Source organism: Micromonospora sp. NPDC047753, assembly GCF_040642735.1.
Classification (GTDB): Bacteria; Actinomycetota; Actinomycetes; order Mycobacteriales; family Micromonosporaceae; genus Micromonospora.
Window position 1 is genome coordinate 12,416 of record NZ_JBEYSL010000019.1, and the last position, 17,118, is coordinate 29,533.

12 protein-coding genes are annotated in these 17,118 nt (G+C 72.3%); 3 read left to right on the plus strand and 9 right to left on the minus strand.

The annotated features are described in order from the left end of the window. Nucleotides 1-13 precede the first annotated feature (13 nt). Entirely contained in the window at nucleotides 14-532 is a 519-nt protein-coding gene (locus ABZ749_RS03360; protein ID WP_357222305.1) for a MarR family transcriptional regulator, read from the plus strand. 257 nt (nucleotides 533-789) lie between these two features. Here ABZ749_RS03360 and ABZ749_RS03365 read toward each other — a convergent pair whose 3' ends face one another. The 3 genes from ABZ749_RS03365 to ABZ749_RS03375 all read right to left on the minus strand — a co-directional run bounded on the left by ABZ749_RS03365 (nucleotide 790) and on the right by ABZ749_RS03375 (nucleotide 6,337). Next, nucleotides 790-3,444, minus strand: coding sequence for a helix-turn-helix domain-containing protein (locus tag ABZ749_RS03365; protein ID WP_357222307.1), 2,655 nt, complete (start codon nucleotides 3,442-3,444; stop codon nucleotides 790-792). Between the two features lie 133 nt (nucleotides 3,445-3,577). Further along, nucleotides 3,578-4,726, minus strand: coding sequence for an acyl-CoA dehydrogenase family protein (locus ABZ749_RS03370; protein WP_238669691.1), 1,149 nt, complete (start codon nucleotides 4,724-4,726; stop codon nucleotides 3,578-3,580). A 78-nt stretch (nucleotides 4,727-4,804) separates the two neighbouring features. Beyond that, on the minus strand, nucleotides 4,805-6,337 hold the full coding sequence (locus ABZ749_RS03375; protein WP_357222310.1) for an acyl-CoA carboxylase subunit beta: 1,533 nt from the start codon (nucleotides 6,335-6,337) through the stop codon (nucleotides 4,805-4,807). A gap of 165 nt (nucleotides 6,338-6,502) precedes the next feature. Between ABZ749_RS03375 and ABZ749_RS03380 the strand changes: the two genes are divergently transcribed. Further along, nucleotides 6,503-7,063, plus strand: a complete 561-nt coding sequence (locus ABZ749_RS03380) for a snapalysin family zinc-dependent metalloprotease (RefSeq protein ID WP_357222312.1) — start codon at nucleotides 6,503-6,505, stop codon at nucleotides 7,061-7,063. A 57-nt stretch (nucleotides 7,064-7,120) separates the two neighbouring features. Here the strand turns inward: ABZ749_RS03380 and ABZ749_RS03385 are convergent, their stop codons facing one another. The 5 genes from ABZ749_RS03385 to ABZ749_RS03405 all read right to left on the minus strand — a co-directional run bounded on the left by ABZ749_RS03385 (nucleotide 7,121) and on the right by ABZ749_RS03405 (nucleotide 14,974). Beyond that, entirely contained in the window at nucleotides 7,121-8,041 is a 921-nt protein-coding gene (locus ABZ749_RS03385; RefSeq protein ID WP_357222314.1) for a hydroxymethylglutaryl-CoA lyase, read from the minus strand. Between the two features lie 144 nt (nucleotides 8,042-8,185). Further along, entirely contained in the window at nucleotides 8,186-9,523 is a 1,338-nt protein-coding gene (locus ABZ749_RS03390) for a biotin carboxylase N-terminal domain-containing protein (protein WP_357222316.1), read from the minus strand. 71 nt (nucleotides 9,524-9,594) lie between these two features. Further along, nucleotides 9,595-10,194, minus strand: coding sequence for a TetR/AcrR family transcriptional regulator (locus ABZ749_RS03395; protein WP_238669677.1), 600 nt, complete (start codon nucleotides 10,192-10,194; stop codon nucleotides 9,595-9,597). A 104-nt stretch (nucleotides 10,195-10,298) separates the two neighbouring features. Next, nucleotides 10,299-13,184, minus strand: coding sequence for a tetratricopeptide repeat protein (locus ABZ749_RS03400; RefSeq protein WP_357222318.1), 2,886 nt, complete (start codon nucleotides 13,182-13,184; stop codon nucleotides 10,299-10,301). 2 nt (nucleotides 13,185-13,186) lie between these two features. Beyond that, nucleotides 13,187-14,974: an HSP90 family protein gene (locus ABZ749_RS03405; RefSeq protein WP_357222320.1), complete on the minus strand. Its 1,788-nt coding sequence runs from the start codon at nucleotides 14,972-14,974 to the stop codon at nucleotides 13,187-13,189. A 120-nt stretch (nucleotides 14,975-15,094) separates the two neighbouring features. Here ABZ749_RS03405 and ABZ749_RS03410 point away from each other — a divergent pair, with 120 nt between their 5' ends. Continuing rightward, the gene (locus ABZ749_RS03410) at nucleotides 15,095-16,327 is read left to right on the plus strand and encodes an MFS transporter (RefSeq protein WP_357222322.1); all 1,233 of its coding nucleotides are present in this window, start codon (nucleotides 15,095-15,097) and stop codon (nucleotides 16,325-16,327) included. Here the strand turns inward: ABZ749_RS03410 and ABZ749_RS03415 are convergent. Further along, nucleotides 16,324-17,118: FAD-dependent monooxygenase (locus ABZ749_RS03415; protein ID WP_357222324.1), on the minus strand; the 795-nt coding region annotated here is incomplete at its 5' end. The two genes, ABZ749_RS03410 and ABZ749_RS03415, sit on opposite strands and share 4 nt — an antisense overlap.

Here is a 17,118-nt window from a genome sequence, read left to right on the forward strand (position 1 = left end):
GTATGATGAACGGGTGACCAACGTCTTCGACGATCCCCGGATCACCGCCGTCGGCCTGCTCTTCGAGGCACACGCCGGGCTGTCCGCCCGGTTCAACGCCCAACTCGAGGAGCACGGCCTCTCCGCGGTCGAGTTCGAGGTCATCACGCGACTGGCCCGCTCGCCGGGCAACCAACTACGCATGACCGACCTTGCCGCACAGACCTCCCTGTCGACAAGCGGAGTGACCCGGGTCGTGGACCGGATGGAGCGCGACGGGCTGCTGACCCGCCGGGCCTGCCCGAACGACCGCCGCAGCTCGTACGCGGTGGTCACCGCCTCCGGGATGCAACGCCTCAACGAGACGCTGCCCGGGCATCTGCAGATGATCGAGCAGTGGTTCACCGGGCAACTCGACCCAGAGGCGCTGGTGGCACTCCTCGACGGGTTGCGCCGCGTCCGCGACGCCGCTCATCCGTGCGCAACCGCCGGCAGTGACGACGTCAGCCCGGAGCAGGCCGCCGTCACCGACGACGCCGCCCGACGGCGCTGACCACCACTCGCCGTCGGGCGGTGGCAGCGGCAGAAAGACCGGCAGAACTGATCCAGCCAAGCTGGAGAATTCGGTCCAAGCCGACTTTCTGCCACCCCATCGGTGGCAGGCTTCGGGCACCGGGGATCACCGGGGGGTGACGGCGCGGGCGATCAGCGAGGGGTAGCACCAAAGGGGGCTCTTCGCCCGCGCCACTCTCCCGTCGCGATCCGCTCGGGGACAGCGCAGGGCTCGATCCGCTCGGAGACAGCGCAGGGCTACTGAGCCGGTCCACCCCGGGCGGCGATCAGCGCGTAGAGCAGTCCCGACTCCTGCGGCAACAGCCGGATGCCGCTCTCCACACAGACCCGGTCCAGTCGATCGAGCACCGACGGGTCCGCAGTGCTCGCAGCCAGCCCCACCAGCGCCTCCACCACGTCACGGCGATCCTGCCCCGCATGGTCGGCGGCGGCCGCGAACCACTCGGCAGCCAACTCCCGGTCCCCCCGGTGCAGCGCCAGGTTCCCCTCGATCAGCGCACAGAGCCCGGCCTCCGGGCCACCCCAGACCAGCTCCGAGTCGTCCGAGCGCGGTCGCGGCACGCTCCGCGCCGGCAGCGCCTCCCCGCCCCCGGCGCGCAACTCGGTCAGCACCGCTGTCGCCTCCGCGGCCCGCCCGTCCTGGGCGAGCGCCAGCCCGACGGTCCCGAGCACCCGACGGCGACGCCCGGGATCACCCAGCTCGGACAGGGCAGCGATCGCTCGCCGACCACGGTCGATGGCGTCCGCGTACCAGCCCTCCAGTCGGGCGACCTCGGCTCGATTGGCCCAGCCCAGCACCCGCAGCCGCTGCTCCCCACTCTCGGCGGCGAGTCGGTCCACCGCGGCGAGTCGGCGGCGGGCCGCAGCCAGATCGCCCGCGCGGATCTCGTGCCAGGCGAGGCTGTTCTGGGCCACCGCCAGGTCCCGGGTCCGCCCGTTGCGGGCGGCCAACCGCAGCAGGGCCTCGGCCTGCTCGCGCGCCTCGTCCTGCCGCCGGACGGAGATCAGCAGGGTGCCGAGCACGTTTCTCGCCTCCAACTCCCCGGTGACGTCGCCGGCCTGCCGAAAGGTGTCCAACGCCGCACGGGCCGTCGACAACTCCTCGGCACCGGCGCCGTGCTCCGCGGCGAGCCGGGCGACGCCGAGGGCGGCCCAGCCACGCAGGAGAGGATCGGCGTCGGCGGTCCGCGGGTCCGCCAGCAGCCGCCGCAGCCACTGCCGCCCGACGACGTCGCGTCCACGGAACCGCCACCAGCGGGTCAGACAGGCCGCCAGCCGCAGCGCTGTCAACGGGTCGTCGGTGGCCGCGTGGGCCAACGACGAGCTGATGTCACTGCTCATCTCGTCCAGCCGGTGCACCGCGTCGGGTAACCGTGGGCCGATCAGGTCACTGGCGGTACGGGCCACCAGGCGCGCGATGACCTCCGCGTGTCGACGCCGGATGCAGGTCAGCTCACCTCCGCCGGCCGCCTGCTCGACGGCGTAGTCCCGAACCGCGTCGAGCAGCCGGAACCGGAACGACCCGGTTCCGCGTACGCTCAGCAGCCCCAGCTCGACGAAGCGGTCCAACAGTGGAACCGGGTCGATCGCCACGGTGCCGTCCCGGTCGGCCTCGTCGACGAGCATCTCCTCGGCCAACTCGACCGACCAGCGGTTACCGAAGACGGCCAGTTGCCGCAGCGCGGCCTGTTCGTCAGACGCCAACAGGCGGTAGCTGAACGCCACCGCGTCTCGCAGGGTGACGGCGACCGAGACCGCCGCACTGGTGTCGGGTCCGCTCCTCCGGCTGCCGAGCGCCTCCGGTGCGTCCCAGGCCGGGTGGGCGGACGCGTCCGCGTGGGTGGCCAGGTCGAGCACCCGGTCGCCGTACCTGTCGAGCAGTTCGGTGAGGTCGAGGAGACGGCCCCGGGCGGCCATCAGCTCGATGGCCAACGGCAGCCCGCCCAACCGGCGCACCAACGCGGCGAGCGCCGGCAGCTCAGCGGGGGCGGGCGGCTCCCGGCGGACCTGAGCGAGCCGGGCGGTGAACAACGCGACAGCCGGCCATGATTCGAGCCCGGAGTGCTCGGCCTCCGGTGGTGGCACGTCGAGTGGCGCGACCGGCCAGACCCGCTCGCCGGGCAACCCGACCGGGTGCCGCCCGGTGACCAGCACCCGCAGCGACGGCAGCGCTCCGAGCAACCGGTGCAGGGTCGCGGCCACCGGGCCGGGCGCGCGCTCCACAGCGTCCATCACCAGTAGCGTCGGCCGCCCGGCGAGCAGCGCCACGAGTTCGGACAGGCGCGCCACGCCGAGCACGGACATCGAGGCGGCGAGCACGTCCGGACCGTCGGCGCCCTCGCCCACCAGCACCCCGGCAACACCGGCCGGGTGAGCGGCGGCCACCAGGTGCGCCACCGACGTCGCCAGGGCGGTCTTGCCGACGCCGGCCAACCCGACGAGGCTCACCAACCGGGGTCCCCGCTCCGCGGTCAGCATTTCGGCCAGCTCGGTGAGGTCGCGCTCCCGGCCGATCAACTCCACCGGCGGCGGGAGCGCGACCGACCTGTCGGCGGGGGCGGCGGCCGACGTGGCGTTGCCCCCGCCGACCGCCAGCGCCGTCGAGGTGGCGTCCGGCGAGGCCGGTTCGGCACCGGCGCCGCGGGCAGCGGCCAGGAACGCCGCCCGACTGGTGCCGGTCAGCGCCAGTGCCCCGGCGAGCAGTTCCACAGTGGTGCGTTGTGGCCGGTTCGACCGGCCACGCTCCAGGTCACGGACCGTCCGCACACCCACCCCGGCCCGGGACGCCAGCTCGGCCTGGGTGAGGCCGGCTGCGCGTCGATGCCCGCGGAGCAGCTCCGGCAGGGTGGTACGTCCAGCCGGGCTCCGCGACCATTCATGATCCGGAGTCATGGGCTCGAAGAGTACGGATGGACTACGACCGTCGGCAGTCGAACGTCGGGCTACTGACGTCCGCTCGCCGAAACCCGACAGCCGTACGGACAGCCCGTCCGGGACGAGCGGCCGATCAGCTCGGCCTGGCCGCTCAAAGACCCAGATCCCGAGCGATGATCATCCGCTGCACCTCGCTGGTGCCCTCGCCGATCTCCAGGATCTTGGAGTCCCGCCAGAACCGGGCCACCGGGTACTCGTTCATGAAGCCGTACCCGCCGTGGATCTGGGTGGCCTCCCGGGCGTTGTCCACGGCGATCGTGCTGGCGTGCAGTTTGGCGATGGCGGCCTGCCGCTTGAACGGCTCGCCGGCCAGCATCCGTGCGGCGGCGTCGTAGTACGCGAGGCGAGCGGTGTGCGCCTTCAGCTCCATGTCGGCGATCTTGAACTGGATGGCCTGGTTGGCGCCGATCGGCTGACCGAAGGCGTGCCGCTCCTTCGCATACTTGATCGACTCGTCGACACAGCCTTGCGCGAGGCCGACGGCGAGCGCGGCGATCGCGATCCGGCCCTCGTCGAGGATCCGCAGGAACTGCGCGAAACCCCGACCCCGGGCGCCGAGCAGGTTGGCGGCCGGCACCCGGCAGTCGTCGAAGGTCAGCTCGTGGGTGTCCGAGGCGGTCCAGCCCACCTTGGAGTAGCCGGGCGCGACGGCGAACCCGGGCGTTCCGGTGGGGACGATGATCGTCGACAGCTCCTTGGAGCCGTCCGGGTTCGTGCCGGTCACCGCGGTGACGGTGACCATGGCGGTGATGTCGGTACCCGAGTTGGTGATGAACGCCTTCGACCCGTTGATCACCCACTCGTCGCCGTCCAGCACCGCCCGGGTCTGCGTGCCGGCGGCGTCCGAGCCGGTGCCGGGCTCGGTGAGACCGAAGCCGGCCAGCGCCTCGCCGCTGAGCAGTCGGGGCAGCCAGGTCGCCTTCTGCTCCTCGGTGCCGAAGCGGTAGATCGGCATCGCGCCCAGCGAGACCGCCGCCTCCAGGGTGATGGCCACGCTGGAGTCGACCCGGGCCAGCTCCTCCAGGGCCAGGCAGAGCGCGAAGTAGTCGCCGCCCATGCCGCCGTGTTCCTCGGCGAAGGGCAGACCGAACAGGCCCATCTTGCCCATCTGCCGGATCACCTCGTACGGGAAGGTGTGCTGCTCGTAGTGCTCGGCGATGACCGGGGCGATCACCTCGCGGGCGAATTCCCGCACGCTCTCACGCAGCGCCGCTTGTTCGTCGGTGAGCCGGAAGTCCATCTCATCCTCCTGTAAGGACGGTCCGCCCCGGCGCTCGTGACGCCGGGGGCGGGTCGCTGTGCGGGCCTGAGTCGATGGTCAGACCGGGGTGACGCCGTGCCGACGGCGGGAGAAGTGCCGATCCTTGGTACGCGCCGCCGCGAATCGACGGACCAGCTCGGTGCGCAGGTCCTGCGGCTCGACGATGGCGTCCACCACCAGCTCGCTGGCCAACCGGACGACGTCGATGTCCTGCTCGTACTCGGCCCGCTTGGCGGCGACGAAGGCCGCCCGCTCGTCCTCGTCGGCAATGGCGGCGATCTTGTTGGCGTAGACCGCGTTCACGGCGGCCTCGGCACCCATCACGGCGATCTTCGCGGTCGGCAGCGCGATCGTGGCGTCCGGCTCGAACCCGGGCCCGGCCATCGCGTAGAGACCGGCGCCGTACGCCTTGCGGACCACCACGCAGATCTTCGGAACTGTCGCCTCGGAGATCGCGGTGATCATCTTGGCGCCGTGCCGGATGATGCCCTGCTTCTCCACCGCGCTGCCGACCATGAAGCCGGGCACGTCGCTGAGGAACAGCAGCGGCACGTTGAACGCGTCGCAGAGCTGCACGAACCGGGTGGCCTTGTCGGCCGAGTCGACGAAGAGCACGCCGCCCTTGAACATCGAGTTGTTGCCGACCACACCGACGACCTGGCCGTCGAGGCGGCCGAAGCCGATGGTCAGCTCCTTGGCCCAGAGCGCCTGGATCTCGAAGAACGACCCCTCGTCGAGCAGGCCCTTGACGTACCGCCGCATGTCGAACGCCTGCCGCTCACTGGCCGGCACCAAGGCGGCCAGGTCGGCCTTCGCGGGCGCGGCGACCGCCGGTGCGGTCGGCGGCGCCTGCGTCCAGTTCGCCGGCAGGTACGACAGGTAGGTCTTCACGACGTCGAGCGCGTCGGCCTCGGTCTTGCAGAGGAAGTGCCCCACGCCGGATTCGGCGGTGTGCACCTTCGCCCCGCCCATCGCCTCCAGTGTGGTCTTCTCGCCGGTGACCATCTCGACCATCCGGTCGGAGCCGAGGTACATGCTGGCGTTGCCGTCGACCAGCGCCACCACGTCGCAGAATGCTGGAATGTACGCACCACCGGCGGCGCTCGGGCCGAACAGCGCGCAGACCTGTGGGATCGAGCCGGAGGCACGAACCTGGTTCCAGAAGATCTTGCCGGCGCCACGGCGACCGGGAAAGAGATCGACCTGGTCGGTGATCCGGGCGCCGGCCGAGTCGACCAGGTAGACCATCGGCACGCCGGCGCCGTACGCCCGCTCGATGATCCTGATGATCTTCTCGACGGTGCGGGCGCCCCAGCTGCCGGCCTTGACCGTGGAGTCGTTGGCCATCAGGCAGACCTGTCGGCCGTCGATGGTGGCGGTGCCGGTCACCACGCCGTCGGCGGGCAGCCCTTCGGCCATCGTGTTGGCGTAGAGGCCGTCCTCGACGAACGAGCCCTCGTCGACCAGGAGCGCTACCCGTTCACGGGCGAAGAGCTTGCCCTTGGCCGCGTTGGCCGCGTGGTACTTGTCCGCGCCGCCGGACCGGGCCCGCTTGCGCAGCTGCTCCAGTGCCTCACCGTCGAGCGTCACGCCGACTCCTCCGCCATACTGACCTGAACGATCGTTAGGCTAGCGCATCGGCGCGACTGTCGGCGACCTACGAGCGAACCAGACAGTTGAGCCGAGAGCAAGACATTGAAAAACGTGAATACATATCGCTAGGCTCCTGACACCCCTCTCAGATTGGAGTCAGCGATGACCTCACGACTCAATCGGCTCGCCGTCGCGGTGCTCGCGACGACACTCGCCACCCTCGGCGTCACGGTCGCCAACCCGTCGCCCGCGTCCGCCGCCATGACGATCTGCTACAACACCAGCCAGGCGGGCAGCTACGCCGGCACGGCCAACCAGGCCGCCTCGATCTGGAACAACGCCACAGTCAACCTCACGCTCTCCGCCAACTGCGGCTCGAACCTGCGCATCTACCAGATCACCGGCGGCGGCTCGTACGCCCAGCGGACCAGCCTCGGCAACGGCCGGGTCTACATCGACACCCAGCAGGCCGCCCAGTACAGCGTGCTGCGGATCATGACCCACGAGATCGGGCACATCCTCGGTCTGCCGGACAACTACAACGGGAACTGCTCGCTGCTGATGTCCGGCGGCAGCGCCGGCACCAGCTGCACCAACCCGTACCCGAGCAGCGCCGAGGCGAACCGGGTCAGCAACCTCTTCGCCGGCACGTTCAGCGCCACCGACCGCAGCGCGGACATCTTCCGCGACAGCTGGCCGAGCGCGCTCACCACGGTGAACTGACCGAACCCGCGAAAAAACGAAGGGGCCGGCGCGTGCGTCGGCCCCTTCGTCGCGTCCTCAGCTCGGCAGCGGCGTCAGCCGGGTACGCGGACCGGCCCGCAGCACACCCGACGGCAGCTTCTTGCCGAGCAACTCCTCGGCCAACTCCGCCACCTCGATGAGCGCCGGCAGGTCGATGCCGGTGTCGATGCCCATGTCGTGCAGCATGTGCACGGCCTCCTCGGTGGCCAGGTTGCCGCTCGCCCCCGGCGCGTACGGGCAGCCACCGAGGCCACCGACGCTGGCGTCGAACTCGGTCACCCCCAGCTCCAGCGCGGTCAGCAGATTGGCCAGCGCCGTACCCCGGGTGTTGTGGAAGTGCAGCAGGACCGGCACGTGCGCGTTGCGGTCGCGTACCGCGGTCAGCAGCTCGCGGACCCGACGTGGGGTGCCCATGCCGGTGGTGTCGCCGAACGCGACCCGGTCCGCGCCGTCGCGGACGACCCGGTCCACGATCCCGGCCACCCGCTGTGGGTCGATGTCCCCCTCGTACGGGCAGCCGAAGCTGGTCGCCACGATCACCTCGACCCGCGCCGACGCGCCGTGCAGCAGGTCGATCAGCTCGGCGATGTCGTCCAGCGACTCGTCAGTGGACCGGTTGACGTTGCGCCGGTTGTGCGTGTCACTGGCCGAGACCACCACCTCGATCTCGGTGAATCCGGCGGCGAGGGCCCGCTGGGCGCCCCGGGTGTTCGGCACCAGCGCGGAGTACCGCACCCCGTCGGCCTTCACCGCCCGCTGCCACACCTCGTCGGCGTCGGCCATCTGCGGGATCGCCCTCGGGTGCACGAACGACACCGCCTCGATTCGGCGTACGCCGGTGCCGGAGAGGGCGTCGAGCAGTCGCACCTTGGCGTCGGTCGGGATCGGGTCCTCGTTCTGCAACCCGTCGCGCGGCCCGACCTCGCGGATCGAGACGAAATCTGGCAGGTCCGCCATAAGGGGTCACCTCACTGTGACGAAAGCAGTGCCTAGGGGGTCCTCCCAGCATGCCACCCCCGGCTGTTGATCAAGAGGTTTGCGTCACCCGCGGCGCGGAACCTGACGCAGACCTCTTGATCACCGGGGAGTGGGGGCGGGGGGTCAGCGCATGCGGGAGACGATGCCCGTGTCGTAGGCGCCGGAGCGGAACTCCTCGTTGTCCAGCAACTCGGTGAAGAAGGGGACGTTGTTCTTCGGACCCTCGATCTGGAACGCCGCGACGGCTGCCTTCGCGCGATCGAGCACCTCGTCGCGGGTCGCGCCGCTGACGATCAGCTTGGCCAGCAGGCTGTCGTAGAACGGGGTGACCGTGTTGCCCTCGGTGTAGCCGGAGTCCACCCGGACACCCTCACCCGTCGGCTCCACCCACGTCCTGATCACACCCGGGCCGGGCAGGAAGCGCTTCGGGTCCTCCGCGTTGATCCGCATCTCGATGGCGTGCCCACTCGAGGTCAACGCGTCCGGGTCGAACGTCGGCGCCAACCCGGAGGCCACCCGCAACTGCTCCTCGACCAGGTCGATGCCGTACACGTACTCGGTCACCGGGTGCTCCACCTGCAACCGCGTGTTCATCTCCAAGAAGAAGAACTCGCCGGTGGCCGGGTCGAACAGGCATTCCACGGTGCCGGCGTTGCGGTATCCGACCGCCTCGCCGGCCCGCACCGCCGCCGCCAGGAGCCGGGATCGCAGCTCCGGCGAGACAGCCGGCGACGGGGACTCCTCGACCAACTTCTGGTTGCGCCGCTGCACCGAGCACTCCCGCTCGCCGAGCGCCACCACCCGGCCGTCGGCCAGGCCGAGGATCTGCACCTCGACGTGCCGTACCCGGGGAAAGTACCGCTCGATCAACACCGAGCCGTCGCCGAACATCCGCTCGGCGAACGCGCGCACCTTGTCGTACTCGGTGCGTAGCGCGGCCTCGTCCACCGCCACGCCCATGCCCATGCCGCCACCGCCGGCGGCGGCCTTGACCATCACCGGGTAGCCCATCTCGGCCGCGGCCGTCACCGCAGCGTCCAGGTCGGCGGCCGGGTCGGTGGTGCCCGGCGCGACCGGAACACCGGCCGCCGCCATCAGGTTCCGGGCGTTGATCTTGTCGCCCATCGCGGTGATCGCGTCCGCGTCGGGTCCGACCCAGATCAGGCCGCTCGCCTCGACGGTACGGGCGAACTCGGCGTTCTCCGACAGGAAGCCGTACCCGGGGTGGATCGCCTGCGCGCCCGTCGACTTGGCGGCGGCGAGGATCGCCTCGGTGTTGCGGTAGCTCTGCGCCGGGTTCGGTGGGCCGATGAGGACCGCCTCGTCCGCCTCCGCGACGAACGGCAGGTCGGCGTCGGCCTCCGAGTGCACCGCGATCACGCGGATGCCGAGCCGCTTGGCGGTCCGGATGATCCGGCGGGCGATCTCGCCCCGATTGGCGACCAGCAGTGACTCGATCATGTTTCCTCCCGGCGTCCGGATGGTGGGACGATGTCAGGGAATCATGACCGGCACGGTTCTGACGAGTCGGCTCAGGCGAGCAGCGCGGCCAGTGTCGCCCCGCGCAGCAGCTCCGCGCGGCGTCGCCGGTCCACCTCACCACCGAGGAACGGCGTCGAGTTCATCAGGCCGAACGCGGCGTGCGCGAGCACCCGGGCCTCACCGTCGGGCATCCCCGGGTGCAGCGCGGTGAGCACTGTCACCCACTCCTCGACGTAGAGCCGTTGCAGGCGACGGATCCGCCGCCGCGGCTCCTCGGGCAGGCGGTCCAGCTCGTGCAGGTGCAACGCGATCACCGCCGGGTTGGCCAGCGCGAACTCGACGTGGAAGTCGATCAGCGACTCCAGGACGCCGCGCGGGTCGTCCGAGCGCCCGACGGCGCGTTCCCGCCCACCGGCCAGCAACCCCTCACTGACGGGAATCAGCGCGGCGGCCAGCATGGCTTCCTTGCCGGCGAAGTGGTGGTAGAGCGCCGGACCGGTGACCCCGGCGGCCGCGCCGATGTCGTCCATCGAGACGCCGTGATAGCCACGCGCCGCGAACAGACCTACCGCGATCTCCAGGATCTCGTCCTTGCGGGACCTGCGCCGGCCCGCGCCCGCCGCACCCCGTGCCTGCTGCTCCACCGTCACCGGACAAGCCTAGACCGCGAGGAGCCCGCGATGGTTGCCGGTCAGTCCCGTCCGTCCGTCCCGGGCCGGGCCGCCCCTGACCTGGCCAGGGGCGGCCGGCGAGGTCAGTCGCCCTCGTCCAGGTCGTGTTCCGCGCGCAGCGCCGCGGCTTCCGTGGGCCGATCGAGCAGATCCAACACCCGAGCCAGCAGCCAGGCCGTCTGGCGGACCTGCCGCGAGGCGGCCGGCAACCCGCCGAGTACGCGGCGCAGCAGCGGCTCCGCCTCGGCCGGCCGGTCCAGGCGCAGCAGCAACTCACCGATCAGGGCCTCCACCTGGGCGGCCTCGCCGAACGCCTCGATCGAGCGCAACCGGTCCGGCACCCCGGTGAGCCGGTCCAGGGCCTCGTCCGGGCGGTCCTCACCGGTGAGCACCCGCGCTCCGGCCTCGGCCGCCAGTGCCAGCTCGTACAGCACCGGCGGTTCGGTCTGCCCGGCCAGCTTCGCCGCCAACGCGTCCACCACCTCGACGGTGCGCAACGCCGCGTCCCGGTCGTCGGCCCAGAACCAGGCGTACGTCTCCCGTCGCCGGGCACGCAGCTCGTCCAGCGGCAGGTCACCGAGCCGGTACGCCTCGGCCGCAGCGGCGAACCGCTCGGCCGCCGCCGCGTCCCGGTCTGCGTCGTAGAGGATCCCCCCGGCCTCCTCCAGAACCTGCGCCCGGTGCGGAAGGTTGTCCGGTCCGTCCAGATTGCCGGCCAACTGTTCCAACAGCGCCAACGCGGGATCGATCTCACCAAGTCCGGCGTAGACGCCGGCCAGCAGGTGCCGGCAGCGGTCGGCCTCCGCCTGAGCGCCCAACCGGTCCAGACCGAGCACGGCCTCCTCGGCGACCTCGGCGGCCTCGGCGAGCCGGCCCACGATCCGGTACGCGTTCGCCAGCTCCCACCGCAGGAACGCGTCCCCCTCGGCGCCTCGCTCCACGCACAGCGTCACCGCCTCGACGAAGTCGTCGACCGCGTCCGCAGCCTGGCCGGCCGCCAGCAACGCTCGGGCGCGGGCGACCCGGACCGGCAGCTCCGCGTCCGCCGGTGCCGCCTCCAACGCCTCGTCGCAGGCGGCCACGGCGTCCGCCGGATCGTCGACCAGCCGCGCGTACGCCAGGCAGGCACCGGTGACCACCTCGCCGACACCCAACTCCCGGCCGATCCGGCGTGCCTCGTCGACAGCGGTACGGGCCTCGTCGACGCGATCCAACTGCTCCAGCAGGTGCCCCCGGTGCAGGGCGATCCGGGCGGTCAGGTGCCGATCGCCGCCCGCGTCGGCCGGTACCCGGTCGAGCGCGGCGAGCGCTTCCGCCCAACGTTCGCGGTGCAGCAGCGCCAACGCCACCCGGTCGTGTCCGGCCGCCCGCTGCTGGGCGTCGCCGAGCCGGTCCAGGACGTCGGCCGCCTCCCGGGCCAGCAGCAGGCCCTCCTCGGTGTCCTCGTCGGACCGGGTCAACAGCACGCCGAGCCGCCCGGCGACCGTCTGGGCCGCCACCTCTTCGCCCGCCTCCCGGTACAGCTCCAACGCCGCCCGATTCAGCGTGATCGCACCCTCGATGTCGTCCTCGTCGCCACGCTCCGACGCGCGCAGGGCCAGGCGGTGCGCGGACGTGCGGGCGGGCAGCTCGGCGGAGCCGAACCGGTCGTCGAAGGCAACCAGCGCCGCCCGGAAGGTGCCCCGGTCGTGCCGGCCCCAGCTCTGCTCCGCGAGGTCCAGCAGATCGTCCGGGCCGGCGTCTGCGGGCACTGTCACGACCTGTGGTTCAGCCCTGCCGGTTCGCACCCGCCGGGCCCGGTCCGTGGACGACGCTGGTGTCCCCGGCGCGCCGGCCGGCTCGTCCCCGACCGGTCGGGTTGGACGGCGGCGGACGCTCGCGGACAGCGGCACATGCTCGCCGCTCGCCTGCACGGCCAGCCGACTGGCGATCCACTCCGACTGGTGGCTCGTGCCGTTACGGGCGTCGAAGCGGGCGGCCAGACCGGCAGCGGTTTCAGCCAGCTCGTCCGCCAACGAGGCCGCCGACACCTCGGCGGCCGGCCGGCCCTCGGCGGCCCGGCGGTACACGGCCGATGGGCCGGCCTGACGCAGCGCGGCGGCGGCCGCCGCCGCGAAGTGCATGGCGGCGGCCGGCGACGGCGGCCGGTCCAGCCAGTCCAGGTGCCGCTCAACCAGCTCGATCGCTCGCGCCTCGTTGCCGGTCAGCGTGCAGAACTCGACGTGGTCCGCGATGTCCCACAGGTTGGCGAGGTTGCCGCGCTGCCGGCGGTACGCCTCCCGGTGCGCGTCCCGCGCCTCCTCGACCCGCCCGGTCCGCAGGTACGGCAGGAGCAGCGCGGTGAGGATCGACTGCGGCTGCTCGTTGCAGTTGAGCCGGCCGGCGAGCACCGGCTCGGCCAGCTCCACCGCCTCGACGTCCCGCCCGGTGTCGGCGAGGTAGCCCACCTGGCTCGTGGGGTCACAACCGGCGCAGTCGGACAGGGCGTCGCGCGGGGTGGTCTGCCAGAGGCGGTACCAGTGCGCTGCGGCCTCGACGTCGCCCACGTGGTCGGCGACCCGGAACCGGTGCTTGTGCACGGCCTGCAGGCTGTGCCCGCCGGCCCGGTAGCGGCGTTCCATGTCGTCCAGCACGGCGTACGTGCGGTCGAGCGGCACCTCCGGGAAGTTCAGAAGGCCGTTGATCATGTACTTGAAGTGCCAGAGCAGGTTGTGCAGGTGCCCCTGGTGGTACGGCTGCGGGTCGCTGTCGAACTCGGACAGGCACCAGGAGAAGGTCACGAAGGACTTGGCCGGCTCACCGCCGTAGATGTAGCCGGTGGTGGCCTGCATCCGGGTGACGAATGCGAGGTGCCGGTCGTCGGCGGCATCCACCCGGCGCAGCAACTGCTCCAGGGCGGCGATCTGCCCCGCCCCGTACGGCATGTCGGCGATGCCGCGAAGCACCCGCCACAGATCCTCGTCGCTCATGCTCACTCCCGTCCCGGGACAGCCCGGCCGAGCAGGCCGAGGAAGGAATCGTTCAGCAACGCCGCGTCGGCGGCGCGGATCGGATGGTGGCCGAGCAGCAGCGCCTGCCCGTACAGCGCCTCGATGGCCAGACCGACCAGCTCCGGGTCGCTCAGCATGGTCACCCGTCGGACCAGCGGGTTGCGGTGGTTGAGCACCAACTGCGGACGGTCCGGCGGGGCGGTGGCGGCGAGCGCGTCGAGCACTCCACCCCACAGCTCGTCGGCCCGGTCCCGGCTGGCCGCGAGCTGGTCGTTGAACGCCGCCGACCGGCTGACCAGGTAGAGCGCGGGCAGGGAAACCGGGTCGTACGCCCGGATGACCACCTCGCAGCCGGAACGCTCGACGGCCCGCTGCGCCGCCGCGAGGAACTGTCGCAACGCCAACTCCACCTGCGGGTCGAGCGCGTCGAACCGGGTGGTGAGGTCACTCGGCTCCAGCCGCTCGATGAGCACCGAGCGGTCCACCACCGGCAGCCGCTCGATCAGCTCGGTGTCGTACGTGTAGCCGGCGTTGACCACCGCCAGGTCCTGCGCGGCGGCGACAGCGGCCAGCTGACGGAACTCGTCCAGGCTGGCCGCGTAACGGACCACTCCGTAGCGCTCCCGGAACTCGGCGAGGGTGAGCGTGCCGACGTTGGTGTCCATGGGCCACCACCGGTCTACCAGGCGGAGCATCTCGTCGTCGTGCAGCGCCAGGGCCTTCACGCCGAGGTGGTGCACCTGGAGAAACTCGGCCAGCCGGTGCGGGTCGTGCCGGGCCAACCGGACCAGCCAGCCGCGCACCTGGTCGCCGAGTGCCTCCCGGGTCGCCGTCAGCAGGGTGTCCTCGTAGAGGGCCTCCCGGCTGGCGGTCGGGCGCAGCTCGGTCGCGTCCACCACGCAGTGCGCGAAGAACGCCCACTCCGGCAGCAGCCCGTCGGCGTTCTCGGTGAGCAGCATCCGCTTGAGGTAGACGCGGTGCCCGGCCCGGGCCGCCGGGTTCACCGGCGTCGGCAGGATGACGGCGACACCGGTCAGCCCGGCCTCCGGCACGGCCAGCGGCAGGACGTCGAACGGGTCCACGCCGAGCGTCTCCCGGGCGTACCGGATCAGCGCCGCGCGGTCCAGCGGCGCACCCGGCGTGGTCGGCCAGGGCGGATCCCCGGCGGTGGTGACGACGTCGCCGACGCGGACGGTGACCGGCAGCAGCGCGCCGAAGAGCCGGGCCAGGTCGGTGACGGTCGCGGTGGTGAACCACTGGTCCGCGTCGCGGCGGGGCACCAGCGTGACGGTGGTGCCCGGCTCGGCGCGAGCGGCCTCCGGCGGGGCCACCGTCACCGCGTAGCGGCCGTCGGCGTACCCGGTCCAGCGAACCGTGGGCTCGTCGCCGTGCCGGGTGAGCACCTGGATCTCGTCGGCCACCAGGAAGCAGGAGAGCAGACCGATGCCGAACTGGCCGAGGAACTCGTGCCGGGAGAAGCCGAGCTCGTCGCGCTTCGAGCTGCGGCCGATGGTGGCCAGCAGCTCGTGCACCTGCGCCTCGGTCAGGCCGATGCCGGTGTCGTGCACCCGCAGGGTGCCGTCGCCGGTGCTGTCCGGAGGTTCGATGCGTACCAGCGCCGGGGCGTCCGGTTCGGTCCTGCGGCGGGCGGTGATCGCGTCCACCGCGTTCTGGAGCAGCTCACGGACGTAGACCCGCGGGCTGCCGTAGAGGTGATGACTGAGCAGGTCAACCACGCCACGTAGGTCGACCTGGAAAGTGTGATCCACGCCTGTTGTCTCCCCGTCCCGATACCGGCGCTCACCGTACCCATGATCACCGGCCGGCGCGGTCCCCTCGCTGCCCGGCGGCTTGACCCTCGACCCGGTCGAACCGGCACGGTCGCCGGCATGACTTCCTCCGCTCTGGGCCGGGACTTCCAGCTCCTGTGGTCCGCGGCCGTCTCCTCCCGCTTCGGGGACGCGCTGCGTACCCCGGCGCTGGCCCTGCTGGCCGCGACCGTGACCCGTGATCCGCGGATCATCGCGGCGGTCACCGTGGCCGGGCAGTTGCCGCCGCTGCTCTTCGGCCTGCTCGGCGGCGTGTACGCGGACCGCTGGGACCGCCGTCGGACGATGGCGGTGGTCGACGGGGTACGCGCGGCAGTGGTGGCGGCGCTGGCCGTGGTGGTCGCGCTCGACCGGGTCAGCGTGCTGGTGCTGCTGGTGGCGGCGTTTCTGCTCGCCACGTTTGGCACTCTCTTCGACTCCGCGTCGTTCGCGCTGCTCCCCGCGCTGGTGCCACCGGACGCGCTGCCCCGGGCGAACGGTCGCCTCCAGGCGGGGTCGGCGGTGGCCGGTGGCTTCCTCGGGGCGCCCGCCGCCGGTGTCCTGTTCGCCGCCGCCCCGGCACTTCCGTTCGCAGTCGACGCCGTTACCTTCGCGGCGGCGGCCCTGCTCGTGCTGGCCCTCGGTGCACCTCCCGCCAGCACCCCGGGAACGGCACGGCGGCGCGGCTCGGTGTGGTGCGAGATCGTCGAGGGGCTGCGGTGGTTGGTGGCGCACCGGACCCTGTGGCGGGTCACAGTGCTCACCGCCGCGAGCAACCTGGCGATCAGCGGAATCATGGCGGTGCTGGTGCTCTACGCGCTGGACGTGCTCCGGGTGCCACCGGCCGGGTACGGGCTGTTCGCCGCCGCAGCCATCGTCGGGGGCGTGGCGGGGGCGCTCGGGGCGGGACGGCTCGCCGCCCGACTCGGCACGGTGCCGGCGCTGCGGGCGGTGCTGGCCGTGGAGACCGTGGCGCTGACCGGCTTCGCGCTGGCTCGGCATCCGGTGTCGGGCGGGATCGCGCTGGCCGTGTTCGCCGCCGGCACAGTGGTGTGGAACAGCCTGTGGGCGTCGTACGGGCAGCGGCAGGTGCCGAGTGAACTGCTGGGCCGGGTCGGTGCGGCCCAGCGGATGGTCGGTCTGCTCACCGCACCGCTCGGGGCGGCGCTCGCCGGGCTGGCCGCCGCGTCGTGCGGCACGGCGCCGGTGGCGGGTGCTGCGGCGGCGACGTTCGCGCTGGTCACCGTCGCCGCGTGGCGGACACTGCGACCGGCCGTGTCCGCCGTGTCCGCCGTGTCGAGCGGCGCGGCTTAGCCCGGCGTCCGCTCCCGGTGCGACAGCCCGGACAGGCGCAGCGCGATGCGTCGGCGGGCCGGTGGAACGGCACCGAGCAGCCGGAGCAGCACGTCCCGGGCGGGCCGACGAGCCGGGGATACACCGGCCATCCTGGTCAGCCCGGCGGCGAAGCTCAGCACGTCCTCGGCCATCGGCCGCTGCCGGGCGGTGTAGTCGTCGAGCAGCGTCTCCGGGCCACCGTCGAGCACGTCCGCCACCGCGGTGCCGAGTGCCACCGCGTCGCAGATCCCGAGGTTCATGCCCTGCCCGCCGGCCGGGCTGTGCACGTGCCCGGCGTCGCCGGCCAGCAGCACCGGTCCGACTCGGAAGGTGTCGGCGATCCGGTGGTGCACCCGGAACCGGGAGCCCCAGAGCACCTCGGTCACCCGGTCGGGTCGTCGCGCCGGGCCGCGCTCGTCGAGCAGCGCCTGGAGGTAGGTCGCGTCCGGTTCGGGCGGGGCGTCCGCCACGGCGGCGACCAGCCGGACCACCCCGCCGGGCAGCGGCGCCCAGACCAGCGGCCCGGGGCGGGCGAGGAAGAGCGCCGCCTCGTCGCGGGGCAGCACGCTGCGCACCCGCACGTCGGCGAGCACGAAGGACTCCTCGTCGCTGCTGCCGGTGAAGCCGATGCCGGCCAACTGTCGGACCGTGCTGTGCAGGCCGTCCGCGCCGACCACGAACCGGGCCCGCAGCGCCGCCCCGTCGACCTGCGCGAGCATGCCGTCACCGGCGCGGCTCAGCCCGGTGAGCTGGCACGGCCGTCGTACCTG

Coding starts and splice junctions, on each gene's coding strand:
- ABZ749_RS03365 (WP_357222307.1), bottom strand. CDS start 3,444: ATGACTCCGGATCATGAATGGTCGCGGAGCCCGGCTGGACGTACCACC.
- ABZ749_RS03370 (WP_238669691.1), bottom strand. CDS start 4,726: ATGGACTTCCGGCTCACCGACGAACAAGCGGCGCTGCGTGAGAGCGTG.
- ABZ749_RS03380 (WP_357222312.1), top strand. CDS start 6,503: ATGACCTCACGACTCAATCGGCTCGCCGTCGCGGTGCTCGCGACGACA.
- ABZ749_RS03385 (WP_357222314.1), bottom strand. CDS start 8,041: ATGGCGGACCTGCCAGATTTCGTCTCGATCCGCGAGGTCGGGCCGCGC.
- ABZ749_RS03390 (WP_357222316.1), bottom strand. CDS start 9,523: ATGATCGAGTCACTGCTGGTCGCCAATCGGGGCGAGATCGCCCGCCGG.
- ABZ749_RS03400 (WP_357222318.1), bottom strand. CDS start 13,184: ATGAGCGACGAGGATCTGTGGCGGGTGCTTCGCGGCATCGCCGACATG.
- ABZ749_RS03410 (WP_357222322.1), top strand. CDS start 15,095: ATGACTTCCTCCGCTCTGGGCCGGGACTTCCAGCTCCTGTGGTCCGCG.